17 protein-coding genes and 1 pseudogene are annotated in these 18,216 nt (G+C 31.3%); 10 read left to right on the forward strand and 8 right to left on the reverse strand.

Annotated features, from left to right (window positions below; all coding sequences use genetic code 11):
• The first annotated feature begins 114 nt into the window (after positions 1 to 114).
• The 4 genes from VW161_RS02315 to VW161_RS02330 all read left to right on the forward strand — a co-directional run bounded on the left by VW161_RS02315 (position 115) and on the right by VW161_RS02330 (position 4,104).
• On the forward strand, positions 115 to 1,281 hold the full coding sequence (locus VW161_RS02315; RefSeq protein WP_304089124.1) for a TraB/GumN family protein: 1,167 nt from the start codon (positions 115 to 117) through the stop codon (positions 1,279 to 1,281).
• 4 nt (positions 1,282 to 1,285) lie between these two features.
• On the forward strand, positions 1,286 to 1,546 hold the full coding sequence (locus tag VW161_RS02320; protein ID WP_295606035.1) for a DUF1922 domain-containing protein: 261 nt from the start codon (positions 1,286 to 1,288) through the stop codon (positions 1,544 to 1,546).
• A gap of 258 nt (positions 1,547 to 1,804) precedes the next feature.
• Entirely contained in the window at positions 1,805 to 3,163 is a 1,359-nt protein-coding gene (locus tag VW161_RS02325) for a hemolysin family protein (RefSeq protein WP_304102025.1), read from the forward strand.
• Positions 3,163 to 4,104 carry a calcium/sodium antiporter gene (locus VW161_RS02330; RefSeq protein WP_304089118.1) on the forward strand — a complete coding sequence of 314 codons (942 nt, stop codon included), beginning with the start codon at positions 3,163 to 3,165 and terminating at the stop codon, positions 4,102 to 4,104. The genes VW161_RS02325 and VW161_RS02330 overlap by 1 nt, the downstream gene beginning before the upstream one ends.
• Positions 4,105 to 4,170: 66 nt before the next feature.
• On the opposite strand, the gene VW161_RS02335 is transcribed toward VW161_RS02330, so the two are convergent.
• Positions 4,171 to 5,034: a TIGR00269 family protein gene (locus VW161_RS02335; protein ID WP_442919848.1), complete on the reverse strand. Its 864-nt coding sequence runs from the start codon at positions 5,032 to 5,034 to the stop codon at positions 4,171 to 4,173.
• A gap of 94 nt (positions 5,035 to 5,128) precedes the next feature.
• On the opposite strand from VW161_RS02335, the gene VW161_RS02340 reads away from it, so the two are divergent.
• Complete coding sequence (locus VW161_RS02340; RefSeq protein WP_304089116.1) at positions 5,129 to 5,431, forward strand: MTH1187 family thiamine-binding protein; 303 nt, start codon at positions 5,129 to 5,131, stop codon at positions 5,429 to 5,431.
• Between the two features lie 78 nt (positions 5,432 to 5,509).
• Here VW161_RS02340 and VW161_RS02345 read toward each other — a convergent pair whose 3' ends face one another.
• Positions 5,510 to 6,607 carry a DegT/DnrJ/EryC1/StrS family aminotransferase gene (locus VW161_RS02345; protein ID WP_304089114.1) on the reverse strand — a complete coding sequence of 366 codons (1,098 nt, stop codon included), beginning with the start codon at positions 6,605 to 6,607 and terminating at the stop codon, positions 5,510 to 5,512.
• A 342-nt stretch (positions 6,608 to 6,949) separates the two neighbouring features.
• Here VW161_RS02345 and VW161_RS02350 point away from each other — a divergent pair, with 342 nt between their 5' ends.
• From VW161_RS02350 to mptA, 3 genes are all read left to right on the forward strand, one after another.
• On the forward strand, positions 6,950 to 8,164 hold the full coding sequence (locus tag VW161_RS02350) for a tRNA (guanine(10)-N(2))-dimethyltransferase (RefSeq protein ID WP_304087775.1): 1,215 nt from the start codon (positions 6,950 to 6,952) through the stop codon (positions 8,162 to 8,164).
• A gap of 384 nt (positions 8,165 to 8,548) precedes the next feature.
• On the forward strand, positions 8,549 to 9,028 hold the full coding sequence (locus VW161_RS02355; protein ID WP_304087773.1) for an Lrp/AsnC family transcriptional regulator: 480 nt from the start codon (positions 8,549 to 8,551) through the stop codon (positions 9,026 to 9,028).
• Between the two features lie 435 nt (positions 9,029 to 9,463).
• On the forward strand, positions 9,464 to 10,402 hold the full coding sequence (gene mptA, locus VW161_RS02360; RefSeq protein ID WP_304094856.1) for a GTP cyclohydrolase MptA: 939 nt from the start codon (positions 9,464 to 9,466) through the stop codon (positions 10,400 to 10,402).
• Positions 10,403 to 11,077: 675 nt separating this feature from the next.
• Here mptA and VW161_RS02365 read toward each other — a convergent pair.
• The 4 genes and pseudogenes from VW161_RS02365 to VW161_RS02380 all read right to left on the reverse strand — a co-directional run bounded on the left by VW161_RS02365 (position 11,078) and on the right by VW161_RS02380 (position 13,472).
• Positions 11,078 to 11,350 (reverse strand): zinc ribbon domain-containing protein, encoded by a 273-nt coding sequence (locus VW161_RS02365; protein WP_304087769.1) that lies wholly within the window; start codon positions 11,348 to 11,350, stop codon positions 11,078 to 11,080.
• 78 nt (positions 11,351 to 11,428) lie between these two features.
• Positions 11,429 to 11,857 (reverse strand): hypothetical protein, encoded by a 429-nt coding sequence (locus VW161_RS02370; RefSeq protein ID WP_304102021.1) that lies wholly within the window; start codon positions 11,855 to 11,857, stop codon positions 11,429 to 11,431.
• Positions 11,858 to 12,008: 151 nt separating this feature from the next.
• Positions 12,009 to 12,164 (reverse strand): hypothetical protein, encoded by a 156-nt coding sequence (locus tag VW161_RS02375; RefSeq protein ID WP_304087765.1) that lies wholly within the window; start codon positions 12,162 to 12,164, stop codon positions 12,009 to 12,011.
• Positions 12,165 to 12,297: 133 nt separating this feature from the next.
• Positions 12,298 to 13,472, reverse strand: a pseudogene (locus VW161_RS02380) (sodium-dependent transporter).
• Between the two features lie 353 nt (positions 13,473 to 13,825).
• Between VW161_RS02380 and VW161_RS02390 the strand changes: the two are divergent.
• Both VW161_RS02390 and cofG read left to right on the forward strand, forming a co-directional pair.
• Positions 13,826 to 14,278, forward strand: coding sequence for a DUF2120 domain-containing protein (locus tag VW161_RS02390; RefSeq protein ID WP_304087763.1), 453 nt, complete (start codon positions 13,826 to 13,828; stop codon positions 14,276 to 14,278).
• A 69-nt stretch (positions 14,279 to 14,347) separates the two neighbouring features.
• Positions 14,348 to 15,478: a 7,8-didemethyl-8-hydroxy-5-deazariboflavin synthase subunit CofG gene (gene cofG, locus VW161_RS02395; RefSeq protein WP_304087762.1), complete on the forward strand. Its 1,131-nt coding sequence runs from the start codon at positions 14,348 to 14,350 to the stop codon at positions 15,476 to 15,478.
• Between the two features lie 63 nt (positions 15,479 to 15,541).
• Here the strand turns inward: cofG and VW161_RS02400 are convergent, their stop codons facing one another.
• Both VW161_RS02400 and VW161_RS02405 read right to left on the reverse strand, forming a co-directional pair.
• Positions 15,542 to 16,729, reverse strand: a complete 1,188-nt coding sequence (locus tag VW161_RS02400) for an NAD(P)/FAD-dependent oxidoreductase (protein WP_304087759.1) — start codon at positions 16,727 to 16,729, stop codon at positions 15,542 to 15,544.
• Positions 16,730 to 16,853: 124 nt separating this feature from the next.
• The gene (locus VW161_RS02405) at positions 16,854 to 17,618 is read right to left on the reverse strand and encodes a class I SAM-dependent methyltransferase (protein ID WP_304087758.1); all 765 of its coding nucleotides are present in this window, start codon (positions 17,616 to 17,618) and stop codon (positions 16,854 to 16,856) included.
• Positions 17,619 to 18,216: the final 598 nt, after the last annotated feature.

Genomic DNA, 18,216 nt, shown 5'->3' on the forward strand with positions numbered 1-18,216 from the left:
TTTTAAATAAAGTTTTAATAGATTTTAAATAAAGTTTTAATAGATTTTAAATAAAGTTTTAATAGATTTTAAATAAAATTTACAATAGAAAGAACATTTTAAGAAGGATATCTGATGATAAGAGAATGTTTAAAAATTATAGGAACTGCACATGTGTCTCAAAATAGTGCTGATGAAGTAAGGGCAGCTATTTTAGAAGACCTACCTGATGTAGTGGCTATTGAATTGGATAGGGGACGATACCAAAGATTAATGAATGAGAGAAACGGTATCGTTGAAGATGACTCAATTCATATTACTAAAATCATTAAGGAAAACAAGGTAGGGGTTTTCCTAGTTACAACAATTCTTTCATATATGCAAAATAAGATCGGTGAAGATGTAGATATCAAGCCCGGGTCTGAAATGATTGCTGCAGTTGAAGCCTCTGAGGAAATCGGATGTAGACTTGCACTCATCGACAGAGACATTAACATCACATTGCAAAGGGTATTGAACAGTATGAGCACTTGGGAAAAACTTAAATTCCTATATGGAATTGTCGCTTCAGTGTTCTCTTCAGATGAAGAGGAATTGAACATTGAAGAGCTTAAAGAACAATCCAACATCGATCAAGCTATGGAATACTTTAAGGAAATCTCACCTGGAGCATATACTGCACTTGTTAAGGAAAGGGATGCATACCTTGCAAAAGGAATATTGGGAATACCTGAAGATAAAGTGATAGCTGTTGTAGGTGCAGGCCATAGGGAAGGAATAATCAATTATCTTGACAATCCTGAAACACTTCCAAGCTACAGAGAGTTAAATGATATGGATAAGAAAGGTGGAATCCCTTGGCTAAAAATCATTTTGGCTTTAATCCCTATTTCATTTGTCGTGATATTTTTTCTTGCTTGGATGAATGGAATCCATATAGAAGGAGATATTGTACAATTTGTTGTAATCAGCATGATTATGGGTTTTATAGGTTCAATTGTCTCTGGGTCTAAAATCCAATCTGCAATCATTGGAGGATTAGTTGCTCCCCTTACCATCATTCACCCATTGCTTGCTGCAGGATGGTTCTCAGGACTTGCAGAAGCTAAATTCAGAAGAGTGAGAAAACAGGACATTAACAATTTAGGTAAAATAGAAAGCTTTAGAGACTTATGGAATAACAATATCATTAGAATCTTGCTTGTGGTAGTTGGAACAAACCTTGGAGTGAGCATTGCCACTCTAGTAATCTTGCCTTCACAAGTGTTTATTCCACTATTCATGAAGATTTTTGGAGGTTAAAAATATGTATTTGATATTCAGATGCGACTGTGGAAGGGTTTTATATGCTAAAAAAGGTGTTGCTACAAGAAAATGCACTTGTGGAAAAACCATCAAGGTGAAAAGTCGCAGAATCCTTCAAAGGGTGGAAACTGCAGAAGATGCAACATATGCCGTTCAAAAGATGCAAGAGGAAATCTATGGAGGGTCAATGTTCAGCACTGCAGAGGAATTTAAACAGAACAAGTTTCTCAATCAAATTGATAGGAAAATGAAAGAGTTATAATCAAATTTCATTTACATCATAATTTTAAAACTTCTTGAATATCATCAAGATCATGTAAAATATAACAAAAAGATTAATAAATTATAAGAAATTTGCAATTCAAATGCTTAAAAAAACATTAAATTTATAAATAGAATTAATAAATATCATATTACTTATAAAAAAAATCTTTATATAAATATAAATAAAATACAATATATAAAGAAAAAAATTATTTTTAATAAAAAAATTTAAAATTATAAATTGTTTAAGGACTTAATGGAAATGGACTCGATAATTATAGGAATTGAAATTTTAGTAATAATAATTTTAATTGTGCTTAATGGACTTTTCTCCCTTGCAGAAATTGCTGTTGTATCCACAAGAAGAATTAGGATGCAAAAAATCGCAGATGAAGGGAATAAAAGAGCATTACTTGTTTTAGACTTTATGGATAATGTCAGTGACTTCTTATCAACTGTACAAATTGGTATAACATTTACTGCAATTATCACAGGGGCAATTGGTGGAAATACTTTTTCTGAACCTATGGGTAATTTTTTAAGCCCATACATCCCTTACAGTTACCAATTAAGCTTCATATTTGTTATTCTTGTAACTACATACTTCACAATCCTGATTGGTGAAATTGTACCTAAAAGAATGGCATTGAATGACCCCGAAGGATATTCATTGCAAACCGCAAAATTCATGCAAGTTAGCTCATGGATTTGCAAGCCAGTTGTCAGATTGCTTGACAGTTCAACCAACCTTGCCTTAAGAATTGTTGGTTCAAAACCAAAAGAGGATATTGTAACTGAAGAGGAAGTCAAGCTACTTATTGAAGAAGGTATTGAAGACGGAACTATCGCTGAAGAGGAAGAAGACATCATTAAAAGGGTGTTCCGTTTAGATGACCAAAAAGTAGATATGATAATGACTCCAAGAAGTGAAATCATCTGGATAGACTTGGAAGATGATTTGGAAGAAAACAAGGAAAAAATCATTAACAGTAAAAGATCCATTTTCCCTGTAGCTGAAGGAGAGCTAGATAATTTCATCGGTGTTGTTCAAGCAAAAGACCTATTAAGTGAAATCTTCTCAGGTAAAGAAGCAAATATTGAGAAAACCATTAAATCTCCATTGGTTGTTCCAGAAAATATGCTTGCAATGGATTTGCTTCAAGAGTTTAAGGAAAACAGGGAATATGTCCATATGGTACTTGTTGTGGATGAATTCGGAAGTGTTGTAGGATTGATTACCTTAAACGACCTTCTTGAAGGAATCGTAGGAGACATTCCAGGTATTGATGAGGAAGATGATCCTAAAGCAGTTGAAAGAAAAGACAATTCATGGTTAATTGACGGCAGATTCTCTATTGAAGACTTTAAAGACTTATTTGAAATTGAAAAGGAAATGCCTAACGAAGTTGAAGATGGATATACAACCATTGCAGGATTTATCCTTTCACATGCAGGTAAAATCCCATATACCGGTGAGATATTCCATGAAGGCAAATTTACCTTTGAGATAGTGGATATGGATGCAAACCATATTGATAAGATCTTGGTAACAGTCAACGAAGAGGATGCAAATAGATTAGATTTGGAAAGTAAAGAGGACTGGGAGAATAACTGATGGAACTAATAATTCAATTAATTTTACTCATCATAGGATTTGTGCTTTTAATAAAAGGTGCAGATGTATTTGTAGATGGTGCAAGTAACGTTGCATATAACTTAAAGATTCCTACCATTATCGTAGGTTTGACAATCGTGGCATTTGGTACAAGTGCTCCCGAAGCTGCAGTTTCAATTACTTCAGCATTTGCTGGAACCAATGCAATATCCTTAGGTAACGTCGTAGGTAGTAACATCTTCAATATTTTAGCAGTAGTGGGAATTTCTGCATTGCTTGGAACCTTGACTGTGGATAAAATTCTAATTAAAAGGGATTTGCCATTTTTAGTGATTTCCACAATTGGTTTACTTGTAATAGCCGTCCTATTTGGACAACTAAGCAGACTCTGTGGTATAATCCTCTTGATTATCATTGTCGCTTATGTTTACCGTCTTGTACAGGAAGCAAGAAAAGATAAGGAAGCTATGTCAGAAGAGATTGAAGTGAAACTTTCAATGCCAAAAGCATTCATTTACATCATTATAGGTATTGCAGGTATCATTATCGGTTCTGATTTGGTTGTAGATGGTGCAAGTTTCATTGCTAGTGCATTCGGATTAAGCGATGTGCTTATTGGTCTTACCATTGTTGCAATAGGAACTTCCTTGCCTGAACTTGTTACATCTGTAACTGCACTTAAAAAAGGAGACAATGGTATTGTAATAGGTAATGTGCTTGGATCAAACATCTTTAATATCTTATTCATTTTAGGTATAAGCAGTGCAATCATGCCATTACCAATTGCACCTGAAATGGTAACAGATATTGCTTTAATGACAGTCATTACAATAATCGGCGCAATATTCGCTTATAGTCAAAATGAAGTGGATAAAAAAGAAGGTGCAATATTAGTTGCCTTATTCATACTCTATATGGCATTTGTCATAATAAGAAATTAATTTTTAATTTCTTTTTCTTTTTTTTTTTGACAAAATTTATTTTGTTCGTTTGTGATAAAATAAAACTTATTTTTCATTAAGATTTTCATTAACAATATCCTTGATTTCACAAGCTTTACAAATCTTAGCTGATGTTGGCTCTCCACATCTTTCACATTCATTCAGTACTGTTCTGATATTCTCAACATCCAAGATTTGCTTAAATGATTCCAAAACATTCTCTTTAGTTCCAGGATGTTTTGATTCTGTATTATTTAAAAACTCCTTAATCTTAGCCCTTAATGAAAGGTTAGAATAAGGACATTCAGCCAGATGAATTTCAATTCCATTAATGATTGCCCACATACCTACCTCTTTTTCTGGAGTGTTCCATAAAGGCTTAATTCTTGGAACTAACTTTTCATGAATCTGATCAAGCTCTGGACCGAATTTAGAAAACTTAACTGTATCCCCTCTTGAAAAACTCATCAAAAATGATTGGATTTCATCATCAAGATTATGTCCAGTTGCTATTTTATCTGCTCCAATTTCATAAGCTGTTTTATTTAAAATATTACGTCTAAATACACCACATGGAATGCAAGCGCTTTTAAAATAAGAATAAATATCATCCAATGCAAATCCTTCATCATCCTTAAAGGATTTTTGAATAAGAGGAATATTCAACAGTTTTGCATTGTTTACAGCTGCATCGATTCCATGCTGGCGATAGCCTTCTATTCCTTCATCAACAGAAATGGCTACAAGTTCAAAATCAAAGCCGCAATTATCTTGATAATTTTTAAGTGCATGAAGAGTCAAGACACTGTCTTTACCACCAGACAATGCAATAGCTATTTTTTCACCTTCTTTAATCAATTCATAATCATTGATTAAATCATTGATTCTGGTGAAGATTTTTTCATTGAACTCCTCTTTTTTTATGCTCATGATATCACTTAAAAACTTAAATAATTATTTTATTGAATCTTAATAATTGAATTTCTTAATAAATTTATATCCTAACAAGTATAAAATAATAACTATGATTACAGCAGATTTATGTATTATACCTATGGGAATTGACGAGTCAAGTGTTGGCAAATATGTTGCAGAAGCAGCTAAAATAATTGAGAAAAGTGGCTTGAAATATCAAATAACCGCTATGGGGACTCAAATTGAATCAGACAATCTTAAAGCACTATACGAAGTATGTGCAGAAGTCCAGGAATCTATTTTTGAAATGGGAGTGCCAAGGGTTTACACAGTTCTAAAAATAGATGATAGGAGAGATAAGGAAAACAGAACATTAGAAGAAAAAGTGAAATCTGTAAAAAATAGAATGTGAAAATAAATGTAAAAAAATTAGAAATATGAAGATAAAAAATTAATAAAAAATAAAAAAGAAAAAACTAATCAAAGAAAATTAGTTAAAAAATTCTTTAATTGTTTTAATAATATAATCTAAGTCTTCCTGAGTAAGCTTTGCATGAATAGGAAGAGATAAAACTTCTTCCACTGTCTCATCAGTTACTGGAAGAGCTTGATCGTAACCTAATTCCTTATAAAGAACTTGATTATAAAGAGGAATTGGATAGTAAATTCCATTACCAATACCATTTTCAATTAAGTAATCAGACAATTCATCTCTTTTTCCATCTTTAATCTTGATTGTGTATTGGTGGTATACATGCTTGCAACCATCTTTTAAAACTGGGGTTTCAATTGCTTCAATGTCATTTAAACCTTCATTAAGGCATTTGGCATTTGCAATTCTTTTTTCATTGAATGAGTCTATTTTCTTAAGTTGCTCTAAACCAATAGCTGCAGCAATGTCAGTCATTCTGAAGTTATATCCTAAAACATCATGATGATATTTGGTAGCTGAACCATGCGCTCTGAAGACTTTTGCATTTTCTGCAAATTCCTTCCTGTTTGTGGTAATCATACCACCTTCACTTGTGGTCATGTTTTTGGTAGGATAGAAACTGAAGCAAGCCATGTCTCCAAGGTTACCTACCTTTTCACCATTGTATTCAGCACCATGAGCTTGTGCTGCATCTTCAATGACAATCAAGTCATGCTCTTTTGCGATTTTCATAATAGGTTCCATATCTGCAGCTTGTCCATATAATTGAACAGGCATGATAGCTTTAGTCTTGTCAGTGATTGCTTCTTCAATCTTTGCAGGGTCAATTGTAAAGGTTTCAGAATCTATATCCACAAAGACAGGGCGAGCGCCAGTGTATAAAATGGAGTTTCCAGTAGCTGCAAATGTGAAAGGAGTTGTAATCACTTCATCGCCTTCACCAATTCCAGCTGCTAAAAGAGCTACATGCAAAGCGGAAGTACCGGAATTGGTTGCAATTCCATACTTTGCCCCCACATATTTTGCAAATTCTTCTTCAAACTCAATTACTTTTGGTCCTTGTGCAATCATACCAGATTTCATTACATCAATTACTGCATTTATTTCCTCTTCTTCAATAACAGGACTAGCTATTGAAACTTTAATGTCTGCCATATTTTCACCTAAAATGAATAAAATAAATTATTTAATAAATTTAAAAAATTAACTAATAAAAATTAACTAATTGAAATTAACTAATTGAAATTAACTAATTGAAATTAACTAATTGAATTATATTAATTTCCAATAGTTTAGTTAAATAGTTATAATAGTCTATTTATTCTTAATCTTATATTAGTTTTACTTAAAATCCTATGTTTAATTAAATTAAATAAAAGGTTTTGCTTAAAATTCTAATTTATTTAAATAAAATGAAAAATAAATATTAATTAAAATATTAATCTAATAATAAATTAAAAGAATTATTAAACCAATTATAATCAAAAAGGCAAAATTATGGAAAATAATCAAAATAATAATTTTCAAAATAATTATGATACAGAAATAAAAGAGTATAGTGAAGATGAATTGAAAATCATCGAAGAGGGTAAAGTTCAAATCAAATTCCCTGATTTTGATAAGGTTTCCTCTGATGCTCCTGTTTTTTATAATCCTCGAATGGAATTCAATAGGGACAATTCCATCCTTGCACTTCAAGCCTACCAAAGGGAAGTGAATAGGGAAATAAACATCTGCGACTTATTTGGTGGTAGTGGAATAAGGGGAATACGCTATAAAAAGGAAATTGATGGAGTTGGAGATGTTGCAGTAAATGACATCAGCCCACTTGCCAATGAATTTACCAGAATCAATGCAGAACTAAATGATGTTGAAGTTGAAATAGACCAAAAGGAAGCAAACAATGAACTTAGAAGCAATATGGGAAGATTTGATGTCATTGATATTGATCCATTCGGAACCCCTTCACCATTTGTAGACTCTGCAGGTTATAATCTAAAAAGGGACTCACTCCTATGCTTAACCGCAACAGACACTTCCTGCCTTTGCGGAACATATGAAGAGCCTTGCATTAGAAAATACAATGCACGGCCATACAAAAGCGAATATTGCCATGAAAACGGAATAAGGATTCTCATTGGATTTGCTGCACTCACCCTTGCAAAGTATCAGAAATACATTGAAGTGAAAATGTCACATAGCAGTGAGCATTACATGAGAACCTATCTTAAGGTAAGGAAAGGTTCTAAAGCTACTGATGAATCACTGAAAAACATTGGATATATTGCACATTGCAAACATTGCCTTCATAGAAGCGAGTACAAAGGCATTGCATCCAGTATTCCAGAATTCTGTCCAGAATGTGGTGGAAAATTGATAGTGGCTGGCCCAATGTGGCTTGGACCTGTGCAAAATGAGGAGTTCATTGATTCAATGATTGAAATAGCTGAGGAAAAGAATCTTAACCAAAAGGATAATGTCTTAAAGCTATTGAATTCCTGTAAGGTAGAGGCAAATGCACCAAGCACATTCTACGATATCCACAAAGTATGCAGAGCCTTAAAGATCAGCGCCCCTAAGTTTGACAAGGTATTCGACAAGCTTGAGGAAGAAGGGTTCATTGCAGTGAAAACCCATTACAGTCCTCTCGGTATAAAGACCAATGCAAGCAATAAGGAATTGATGGACATAATCACGGAATTGGCAAAATAGAAAAATGCAAACTATACTTAATTAAGTATTTTAGATAAGGATAGTGGCTTAAAATTGATTTAATTAAAGATTAGGCGATTATATTAAAATAAACATTCTAAAATTAAAAATTAAGAACAAAGAATTAGTAAAATATACTTTAAATATTTTAAATAAAATCTAATTTAAAAATATTCCATATCAAATAAAATAATCAAATAATAATTAAATTTATCAAAAATGAGAAAAAAATAAGAAAAATAAGAAAAGTTTTATATATAAATTATAACAAACTTAATATTGTTATACTTAATATAAACTATTTAACACGAAACTTGAATTGCAATTGATTTAAAACCCCCTTTAAAAATTGCAATGCAAGAAAAAATAAAAAAAGTGAAAATCATGTGTGCAAAAAAGAACGATGAAATAATCAAATTGGACGAAACTGATATTAAAATTCTAAAAATCATCAATGATGATGTTAGAATTTCATACAGACAAATATCACGTGATTTAGGAATTTCTGTAGGAACTGTACACAATCGTATCGATAAAATGCTTAAATCGGGTGTAATTGAAAAATTCGCACCTGTATTAAACCATAAAAAATTAGGTTATGCGCTTACAAGCATTATTGGCGTTAATGTTAAAGGTCAAGAATTGGAAACTTGGGAAGCTGAAATCTCAAACAACAAAAATGTTGTTGGACTTTATGACGTTACCGGTCAATATGACGCTATTGTAATTGCTAAATTTAAAGATACCGATGAATTAGACAAATTCCTTAAAGAATTGCTTAAATCAGGCTGTATTGAAAAAACAATTACACAGACTGTGCTTAACATAGTAAAAGAAGATATTGGATCTGCTAATATCCTCTAGCTTTAAGTTAATTTTTAAAATTGATAATAGTGATTAAATAATTTTTATAATTAAACCCCTTTCAATAATTATAATATTATTTTAATTATTATTACCCCTTTATTTACCCCTTTAAAAATTTCTATTTTTAATCTTTTTTATAATTTTCATACTATTTCTATTCTATTTATATGCTATTCTTACATTATTCCTACACCATTCCTACACTATTTCATAAACAAATCAATAAAATACCCTTAAAAAATAATTTAATATAGAAAATTATATTAAACATTTATACAAAAAATATATAAACATACAATAATATTATTTTAAATATAGAAAATAAAAACTATTTATTTTATTATAAAAATTAAAAAACAATGATTAATTGTAAAAATTGTTGTAATAAAAGAGTAATATTTATTTTTAATAAACTAAAGAAGGTAAACAAAAATGGTAGTTTGTCTCCCAGACACACAAGATGATGAACCACGTATCCCTATTCACTTAAGTAGAGTAGGTGTTACTGGCGTCAAAAAACTTTTAACTCTTAAAAGAAAAGAAAAAAGACCAATCATATTATTACCTACTTTTGATGCTTTTGTAGATTTGCCAAGCACTCAAAAAGGTACACATATGTCTAGAACTCCTGAAGCTATCAGTGAAGTTGTTGATGAAGTTGCTAAAGGTGCATCCGATGGTGTTGAATCACTCTGTGCAGATATCGTAAATAGGATGCTTGAAAAGCATGAATACGCTAAACGTGTTGAAGTGAACATGGTTAGTGACTACATGTTTATGAAAGAGTCCCCAGTAACTGACAATAGATCCCAAGAAATGGCTAAATTAATAGCTAATGCTGTTGGTATCCGTGAAGATGATGGAACCATCACCATTAGAAAAGCTATTGGTGCTGAAGTTGTTGGAATAACTGTCTGTCCATGCGCACAGGAATCTGTAAGAGAAGTGGATAAAAGCAACTTATTAAAATTCTTAGATGAAGAAACATGTGAAAAAGTATTGGACACTGTAACTTTCGCTTCTCACAACCAAAGAGGAGTAGGAACCATCTTAATAGAAGTTCCTGAAAAAGAATACATCGATGGTGAAAAATTGATTGAAATCATTGAATCATCCATGAGTTCCCCTATTTCAGAGCTTTTAAAACGTCCTGATGAAAATGCAGTTGTTATGAATGCTCATAAGAATCCTGTATTTGTAGAGGATTGTGTAAGAACAATGAATGAAAAGATCCTTGACGAATTTTCATACTTGCCTGATGACACTTTAATTACTACAAGACAAGAAAACCATGAAAGTATTCACAGACACAATGCTTATGCAGAAAAAGTTTCTACTTTAGGTTCTCTTAAAGAAGAACTTAATTTATAATAAGAAGTTTATATTAAGCCTATGGCTTAATTTAAAACTTTTATTTTTTCTTTTTAAACACCGATGCAAATATTGCTTATTTGCTTTAATATATCTAAATCAGATAATAAAAATAAGAACTATTTTTACTATTTAATAGGCCTAGTCAATATAAGGTTTATTAAATTAAATTTATTAAATAATTTTTAAATAATTTTAAATTAATTTTTTTAAAATAAAAAGATTTACTCTCTCATTTTCATAATTTAACGATGCAAGTAAGTGCTTGCATTCGAAAGACTTTATATAATTCTTTTAATGGATTAAAGAATAAGCAGAATTATTTATAATCTAAAAAAATCGGAGGAAGAATTATGAACACTATTTTATTCTTTAGTTTAGTATCAATTGTAAGCTCATTAGCAATAGCATATATCTCTTTAAAATTTGCTAAATCAGAAGAAGCTGAAATTGTTAATGAAATCCAAATTAAATATCCAAATAACACATTATATTATTAATTTCTTTAATAGCTGGTTTTAATTAATAAACCATTTTTCTTTTTTATCTATTATTTTTCATCTTATTTTCTATTTGAATATATTTTTTCTATAAGTTTAATTTGAAATTATATTTTTTAAAAAAAAGTTTTTTATTATGAAAATAGTAAAAAAATAAAGAATTAAATTAAATAATTTAATCCTTTGCCCATCTTTTCAATTGAGGGAAGACTTCATTCATCATTTTGGAAGCTTCTTCAATATTCATTTCAGGATGAACTTCAACCATCTTTTCACTGCAGAAATCTATCATTTCTTCCATAGTCATATCGGAAGTGAATTCACCATCCTTAAAGCAGTACATGCAGTAATCCTCATTTTTAGATCCATCTGCATTGGTTCCAAAAAGCTCTTCAGTCATAGGCATTGCACATGATTGGCAGAATTTCTGATTTTCAAAATTTTCCATAATATCATTTCCTAAATTAAATCTAATATATATTATCAAATATAAGAGTATTATAATTTTTGAAAGAGCATTTAAAAACTATTTTTCTTTCATCCATTGGTAAGCAATTCTAGGAGAACCCTCCTTAACATAAATGGTCCCACACCTCTTGAAACCATTCCTTTCTATCTGTTTTTGCATGATTTGATTGTTGTTGTGGGTATCTATCTTAATGTTATTGCAAATGGATTTGGAATGGTCAATTGCAGATTTAAAAACACCATGAACTTTCCCATCACTTGCGATTCTATGCAATGTCATATACGGTTCATCATTAAGCCAATTTCCATCTTCAATATACTTGTAAGTCGGTTCCAAACCGTCAATAAGTACAAAGACACCATGAGGACAATCATCAAAAGTATCCTCAAAAATCAAATAGGAAATCCCCTTTGATATGTCATCTATGACCAAGTCTTCACTAGGATAGAAATGGCCCCATTGATTAGAATTTCCAGATTTAATCATGAAATCCTGAGCTTTCTATATATGCCCATAATTAATAACTCTAAATCCTCAATTGTCGCTTTTCTAATCTGCATAATTCTCACAAGAAATATCCCTATTAAAAAAATAGGGTTATATATAAGAATATAATGTTTATTTTTGAAAAATTTAATTATTCTTTAGAATTATGATCAATTGGATTTGACCTGACGAAAAATACAGATAATCCCAATACGATGAATGTGATTAAGACATATACTCCTAATTTAAATAAATCCACTTCATAAATCAATTGGCCTACACCAATAATCCACATGACAATTAACATTTCTGGAAGAATATACTTAAGATCAAATTTCCATTTTCTACCAACTTTAATGCAGAATTTTTATTCAATATATCCCTTAATCCATCTATATCCAAATACCTGGTAAAGACTATGGCTTGCAATGCTATTAAAATTAAGATTCCAAATTCATTGACAATGTATCAACTATTTCAACTAGATAACTGCTGATGCCTGTTGAAAACAATAATGACCCGCAACATGCAATGACAGCTAAAACAGTCACTCCTTTTCTACGAGACCAATTTAACTTATCACAAACAGACAACAATAAGGGCTCGTATAATGCTAATGAGGAAGTGAATCCTGCAAATAATACTGATAAGAAGAGTAATGGAGCTACTATTCTTCCAATAGGACCCATTACCTCAAAAATTTCAGGCAGAGCAACAAAGATTAAACTGGTTCCCTCACTGATCAATTCAGTCATAGGAATTGAACTTGTTACAGACATATATCCTAAAATTGAGAATATCCCCAATCCAACAAAGAGCTCATAAATGGAATTGGCTAAAACAACCATAAACACATTGTCTATCAATCTGGTTTCTTCAGATAAGTAAGTGACATATGTGTAAATAATCGCCTGCCCTATACTTAAGGAAAATATTATCTGAGCAAATGCTGCAAGCCAAATATTAACATCAAAAAGCGAATTCCAGTCTTGAGTCAACAATGTCTTCAATCTTAATTCAGATCCAGGTAAAGTGAGTGAATAAAAAAGAATAAATGACATTATAACGAAAAGCAACGGCATCAAGACCTTTGATATCCTGCCGATTCCCTTATCAACATCATTGTTTGAAACTATCCATAATAAGCCCCACAACACTATAATGGCAATGAACGTAGGAACTATTACAGAACCTATGTTAGCAAAATCAGAAGAACCTCCAACGTTTGTTGCAAAAAAACTAGACTGATCATTTCCCCATCCAAATGTAAAACTATTCATTAAATATATTAAATCCCAGCTTAAGATAACCATATAATAAATTGCAACAATGAAAACAAAAAGCACTAGCATCCAAGCAATAATCTCAAATTTTGGATTTATATCATGCAATAGCTTTGAAAAGCTCTCCTTGTATCTGAATCCCAATCCGTTCTCTAAAATCAAAAATGGAATTCCCATTACAAGAATTGCAATAATATAGGAATGAAAAAAGATCCTCCACCATTGGTGTAAAATACATAACTGAAACGCCAAATATTTCCGATACCAATTGTAGCGCCAATCATCGCAAAAAGAAATGTTAGCTTTGAGTTCCATCCTGAATGTTCATTCATATAATCACTTAATTAAATAAAATAGTAAAATGAATTTTTAAAATTAATTATCTATAAATCAAGAAATTTATTATTAAACAAATAATATATTTTTTGATTGTTTTGATTACCATGTTCATTTTATATTTTTCATTTATATAATTTTTATGAAATCATATTCTATAAAAAAACGTAAGCCTATTTTGTAAAATTTATATACTATCTAAATTAAAAATAACTATATAATTTTCTTAAAATATTAAAAGCAATTATTAGAAGATTTAAAATAATAATTAAAATTTTAATTGAAAAATATTTAAAATAATATTTAAAATAATGATTTAAATAATAATTTAAAATAATAAAGTGATTTTATGTCAGACGTATTATTAAAAACTACAGGACAAATTATAGGACATTTCAATGCATTTAAAGGATCCAGACCTGCATTTCATGGGGAACATGTTGTTATCGTAAGAGGAATAAGCCGTGACCCTATAGAAATCAATGATATGGAAGCTAAATTAAGAGAACTTGAAGATATTCTCAAAGCTAAGGAAGTTGATGTCTTATCAGATGAGGGTAATGAGTTTGTAGAGAAAGTGGATTCTTACCTTAGAGACGGTGAAGATGGCGGCGTAGCACCAGATAGCGGAGGATTGCTCAAAATGAAAGAGCAATTGGAAGCTATGGGATTGCATGTGGAATACAAGCTATTCCTTATGCCAAATGTAGGAACATTTGTGGCTATCTGGAAAGACAAATCAGGATTCGGCCCATTGTATGTTGAAGTGACTGCCACTGAAAGAGAGGAAATTGAAGAATAATGAAAAAAATGAAATAGAAATAAAACAAAAATAAAATAAATATTACAATCTTCAAAAAATAGGTGTAAAATGTCTAATATATCCAATATTGATTTTGAAAATCTCAGTCGCGATGACTTAATAGCTATTTTAGAATGCAAAAAAGAGGACATTCTTGAAATCATGGCTTTAGCTAACTCTAAAAGAGAGCACAATTATGTGACATATTCCAAAAACGTGTTCATTCCACTTACTAAGATCTGCAGAAATGATTGCGGATACTGTGCATTCAAGCAAAGTCCAGATGACCCTGATGCAATCATATTGCTCGATAAAGAGGAGGTTTTAGCTACATTGAAGGAAGCTGAGAAATATGGCTGCAAAGAGGCATTGTTTACCATGGGTGAGGATGCTGATACTGAAGAGGCAGTTAAAGCAAAACTGGATGAATTAGGCTTTAAGAATATGTGCGAATACATCTATGACATCTGCAAAATGACTGTTGAAGAAACTGAGCTTCTTCCGCATACAAATGCAGGAAACTTCCCATATGAAGATATGAAAATGCTAAAGGAATACAATATTTCAATGGGAATGATGCTGGAAAGCTCATCTGAAAGATTGATGAATACAATAGCCCACGAGAAAAGTCCTGGAAAAAATCCTAAAATACGTCTTGAAACAATAGAAAATGCTGGAAAGCTCAATATTGCATACACAACAGGAATACTTATCGGAATAGGTGAAACAAAGGAAGAAATAGCTGATTCATTACTTAAAATAAAAGAGCTTTGTGACAAGTATGGTCACATCCAAGAGGTAATCATTCAAAACTTTACTGTAAGTCCTGGAATTGAAATGGAAAATCATGAAGAGCCAAGCCTTTTGGATATGGTTAGAACCGTTGCAGCTGCACAGTTGCTTTTCGATGAAGATGTTTCAGTTCAAGTGCCACCAAACTTAAACTATGAAACAAGCCAAATATTCCTTCTCTGCGGTACTGATGACTGGGGAGGAGTATCTCCACTTAGTGAAGATTATGTAAATCCATCATCTCCATGGCCAACTCTTGAAAAATTAGAAAAACTAACCAATGATGCAGGATACGAATTGAAAGAGAGATTGGCAATCTATGAAAAATACATAAATGAAAAATATATTGAAAATCCAGTTTTACTGGAAAAAACAAAAAGAGGACAAGAAGAGATTGAAAATAAATAATCTCTTCAAAAAAAATATTCAATTATAAGAGATTAAGAATCTAATCTCTTAAATAATTTTAATCTATAAAAAGATTCTACCTAGTTTTAAAAGTGATTTTGGATCTGCCTTGATAACCACTTTAACGATATCAGTTGTAGTTAACTTTTCAAATTCCATTTCCTTGAATTTATGAGCGATCTTATTGATGTCATCGTCATCTAAAGTCCATAAATATTCAGTGACCTTAGTGTATTTTTGCATTTCAGCGCCCATTTCATCCAAATAGAGCTTTTCATACTTCTTAAGGAAATTCTTGGAACAGTCACCTGATTTTATAGCTTCCACTGCAACTTCACCAGCAAATCTTCCACCTAACATACCATTGGTGATTCCTCCACCGGTAAGAGGATTCACTTGACTTGCAGCATCCCCTACAAGCAGGATATTGTCTCCGTACATTTCCTTGACAAGCCCTCCAACCGGATCTCCACCAGCATTCAATTCAACTGCTTGAGCCTCTTGGGTTGCATAACAGTTGTCTACAGCATCCACAAGGTATTCGTAAGCGGATTTTTCAGCCATATTTGTAATTATTCCAAGGCCAGCATTTACAACATCTCCACCTTTAGGGAATAGCCAGAAATATCCTCCAGGAGCTACACTGCCGAAATAGAACTCAAGATAATCGTTCCTTTTCATTTTTACATTGCACATTTCATATTGCACACCAGCCACCATATGCTGAGGCTTGATATAAGCATTCAATCCCGCCCATTTAGCTACATGGGACTCAGGACCATCCGCTCCAATGATAATTTTAGCATGAATATCAAAGGTTTCTCCCATGGATTCGCAAGTGACAGTGAATGTTCCGTCTTCTTCTCTTTTAAGGCCTTTTGCTTGGGTCTTGATTCTGATTTCTGCCCCTTCCCTTGCAGCAACGGCCGCCATGTGCTTATCAAATACCTTACGCTCAAGCACATATCCTGCATCAGGCAAATCGATTTGGTCTTCACTAAGCCAAATATCTGTTCCATCAGGAGCAACGAATCTTACACCGCTGATTTCATTAGTGACCCAATGAGGATCCATTTCAAGGTCCAATTTTTCAAAAATCTTTTTTGAAACCCCTTCGGCACATCTTTTAGGAAATCCAATTTCAGATTTCTTCTCTATAATAATAACGTCTACACCGCCTTTAGCTGCAAATCTTGCAGCTGAAGATCCTGCAGGTCCAGCACCAATAACCAACACATCAGTTTCAATCATAATAATTCTTCCCTAAAACATGATAAAAATGATTTCCGTTTAATCAAAATAATTATCTTATATGCTATCTTATATATTACAATTTTCACTAAACAGATAAAAAAATTTTTTAATAAATTCTCACTTAATTAATTCTTGCATCCAAAACTATATGCTCTACACCTGGAGCATACCTTTTTATCTTTTGAATGTTCAACACTTCAACTTCCCTTTCTCCACATTCCCAAGCAATCTCTTTGACTCTCTCATACGGACGGATTTCAATCAACTTATCCGGAACTGTTTCATGATAATGGATTATTCCACCCTCCTTGACACATTCCATTGCAGGCCTTAAGAAGTGATGAGTAGTTTTCACATAGCCCATCAATACCCTATCAGCAGAATACTTTGGAGCTTCGTTAGCACAGTCCCCCAAAATAGGAATCATCCTATCATAATTTGCCTTTTCATTGATTCTGTTTAATTCAATGTTTTTCTTAAGGAAATGATAGGAGTTTGGATTTATCTCAATTGAGTAAATCTGTTTCGCTTGACTGTGAACACCAATTGGAATTGAAAAGTAGCCGATTCCAGCAAACATATCCACTACAGTCTCACCCTTTGTAACCAATTTGGCAATCCTCAATCTTTCATTATTGTTTCCCTTAGCCCACATGACTTTAGATAAATCAAGATTAAAGAGACACCCATTTTCCTTATGGATGGTCTCGGTTTCATCGCCATACAAAAGACTTATAGTAGGTTCTCTCTTTTGCCCATCGATCTTATCAATCTTAATAATTGATTTGACATTATGCTCTAAGGCAATGGACTCTAAATTCTCCAAAGAGTCCTCACTGAACTTATTGTCAACTATCAAGATATCTCCAATTTTCTTCCATTTCAAAAAATCACCAGAAAATGATAAAACATTTATATTTAAATTCAATGATTATAATTTATTTTAATAAAATAATATATTTTTTGTCAATGAATCAAAAAACTTAAAAAAATAAACCATTTGACAAAAATATCAAACTAATTTAAAAACATTTATATAATACGAAATTAATAATAAATGTAAATACATTAAAATAAATTAAAGTTATTAAAATCAATATTAGTTATTTAAGAAAAATATTGATTAGAAATAGGTAGTTTGAATAAAAATATAAAAATATAGATTTAAATTAAAAATAAAGAAAGAATTAATCTTTAATAAAAAAATAATCTAATATGAATAAATAAAAAATTTTTGAAAATCACGAAAAAATAAATTTTATGATAGAAATTATTTGAAAATTGTCCAAAATAACGAAACTATTATATATAATGTATAACATAATAAGAATAGGTTAGGAAAAGCGGTTATATTAGTATAAGTATAACTTAATTTTATCAATTTTATATAACTTTGAAAACCTAACTTTTCTAATTTTAATTAATAATAATTTCAATCATTATTAAGATTATATTTTATTATTTAAGATTATTTTATGCTTTAA

Source organism: Methanobrevibacter ruminantium (assembly GCF_016294135.1).
GTDB classification, from domain to species: Archaea; Methanobacteriota; Methanobacteria; order Methanobacteriales; family Methanobacteriaceae; genus Methanobrevibacter; species Methanobrevibacter ruminantium_A.

What these genes read in the sequence shown, in the direction of transcription:
- VW161_RS02315 (WP_304089124.1), top strand. Translation starts at nt 115, where the DNA reads ATGATAAGAGAATGTTTAAAAATTATAGGAACTGCACATGTGTCTCAA.
- VW161_RS02320 (WP_295606035.1), top strand. Translation starts at nt 1,286, where the DNA reads ATGTATTTGATATTCAGATGCGACTGTGGAAGGGTTTTATATGCTAAA.
- VW161_RS02325 (WP_304102025.1), top strand. Translation starts at nt 1,805, where the DNA reads ATGGAAATGGACTCGATAATTATAGGAATTGAAATTTTAGTAATAATA.
- VW161_RS02330 (WP_304089118.1), top strand. Translation starts at nt 3,163, where the DNA reads ATGGAACTAATAATTCAATTAATTTTACTCATCATAGGATTTGTGCTT.
- VW161_RS02335 (WP_442919848.1), bottom strand. Translation starts at nt 5,034, where the DNA reads ATGAGCATAAAAAAAGAGGAGTTCAATGAAAAAATCTTCACCAGAATC.
- VW161_RS02340 (WP_304089116.1), top strand. Translation starts at nt 5,129, where the DNA reads ATGATTACAGCAGATTTATGTATTATACCTATGGGAATTGACGAGTCA.
- VW161_RS02345 (WP_304089114.1), bottom strand. Translation starts at nt 6,607, where the DNA reads ATGGCAGACATTAAAGTTTCAATAGCTAGTCCTGTTATTGAAGAAGAG.
- VW161_RS02350 (WP_304087775.1), top strand. Translation starts at nt 6,950, where the DNA reads ATGGAAAATAATCAAAATAATAATTTTCAAAATAATTATGATACAGAA.
- VW161_RS02355 (WP_304087773.1), top strand. Translation starts at nt 8,549, where the DNA reads ATGTGTGCAAAAAAGAACGATGAAATAATCAAATTGGACGAAACTGAT.
- mptA (WP_304094856.1), top strand. Translation starts at nt 9,464, where the DNA reads ATGGTAGTTTGTCTCCCAGACACACAAGATGATGAACCACGTATCCCT.
- VW161_RS02365 (WP_304087769.1), bottom strand. Translation starts at nt 11,350, where the DNA reads ATGGAAAATTTTGAAAATCAGAAATTCTGCCAATCATGTGCAATGCCT.
- VW161_RS02370 (WP_304102021.1), bottom strand. Translation starts at nt 11,857, where the DNA reads ATGATTAAATCTGGAAATTCTAATCAATGGGGCCATTTCTATCCTAGT.
- VW161_RS02375 (WP_304087765.1), bottom strand. Translation starts at nt 12,164, where the DNA reads ATGTTAATTGTCATGTGGATTATTGGTGTAGGCCAATTGATTTATGAA.
- VW161_RS02390 (WP_304087763.1), top strand. Translation starts at nt 13,826, where the DNA reads ATGTCAGACGTATTATTAAAAACTACAGGACAAATTATAGGACATTTC.
- cofG (WP_304087762.1), top strand. Translation starts at nt 14,348, where the DNA reads ATGTCTAATATATCCAATATTGATTTTGAAAATCTCAGTCGCGATGAC.
- VW161_RS02400 (WP_304087759.1), bottom strand. Translation starts at nt 16,729, where the DNA reads ATGATTGAAACTGATGTGTTGGTTATTGGTGCTGGACCTGCAGGATCT.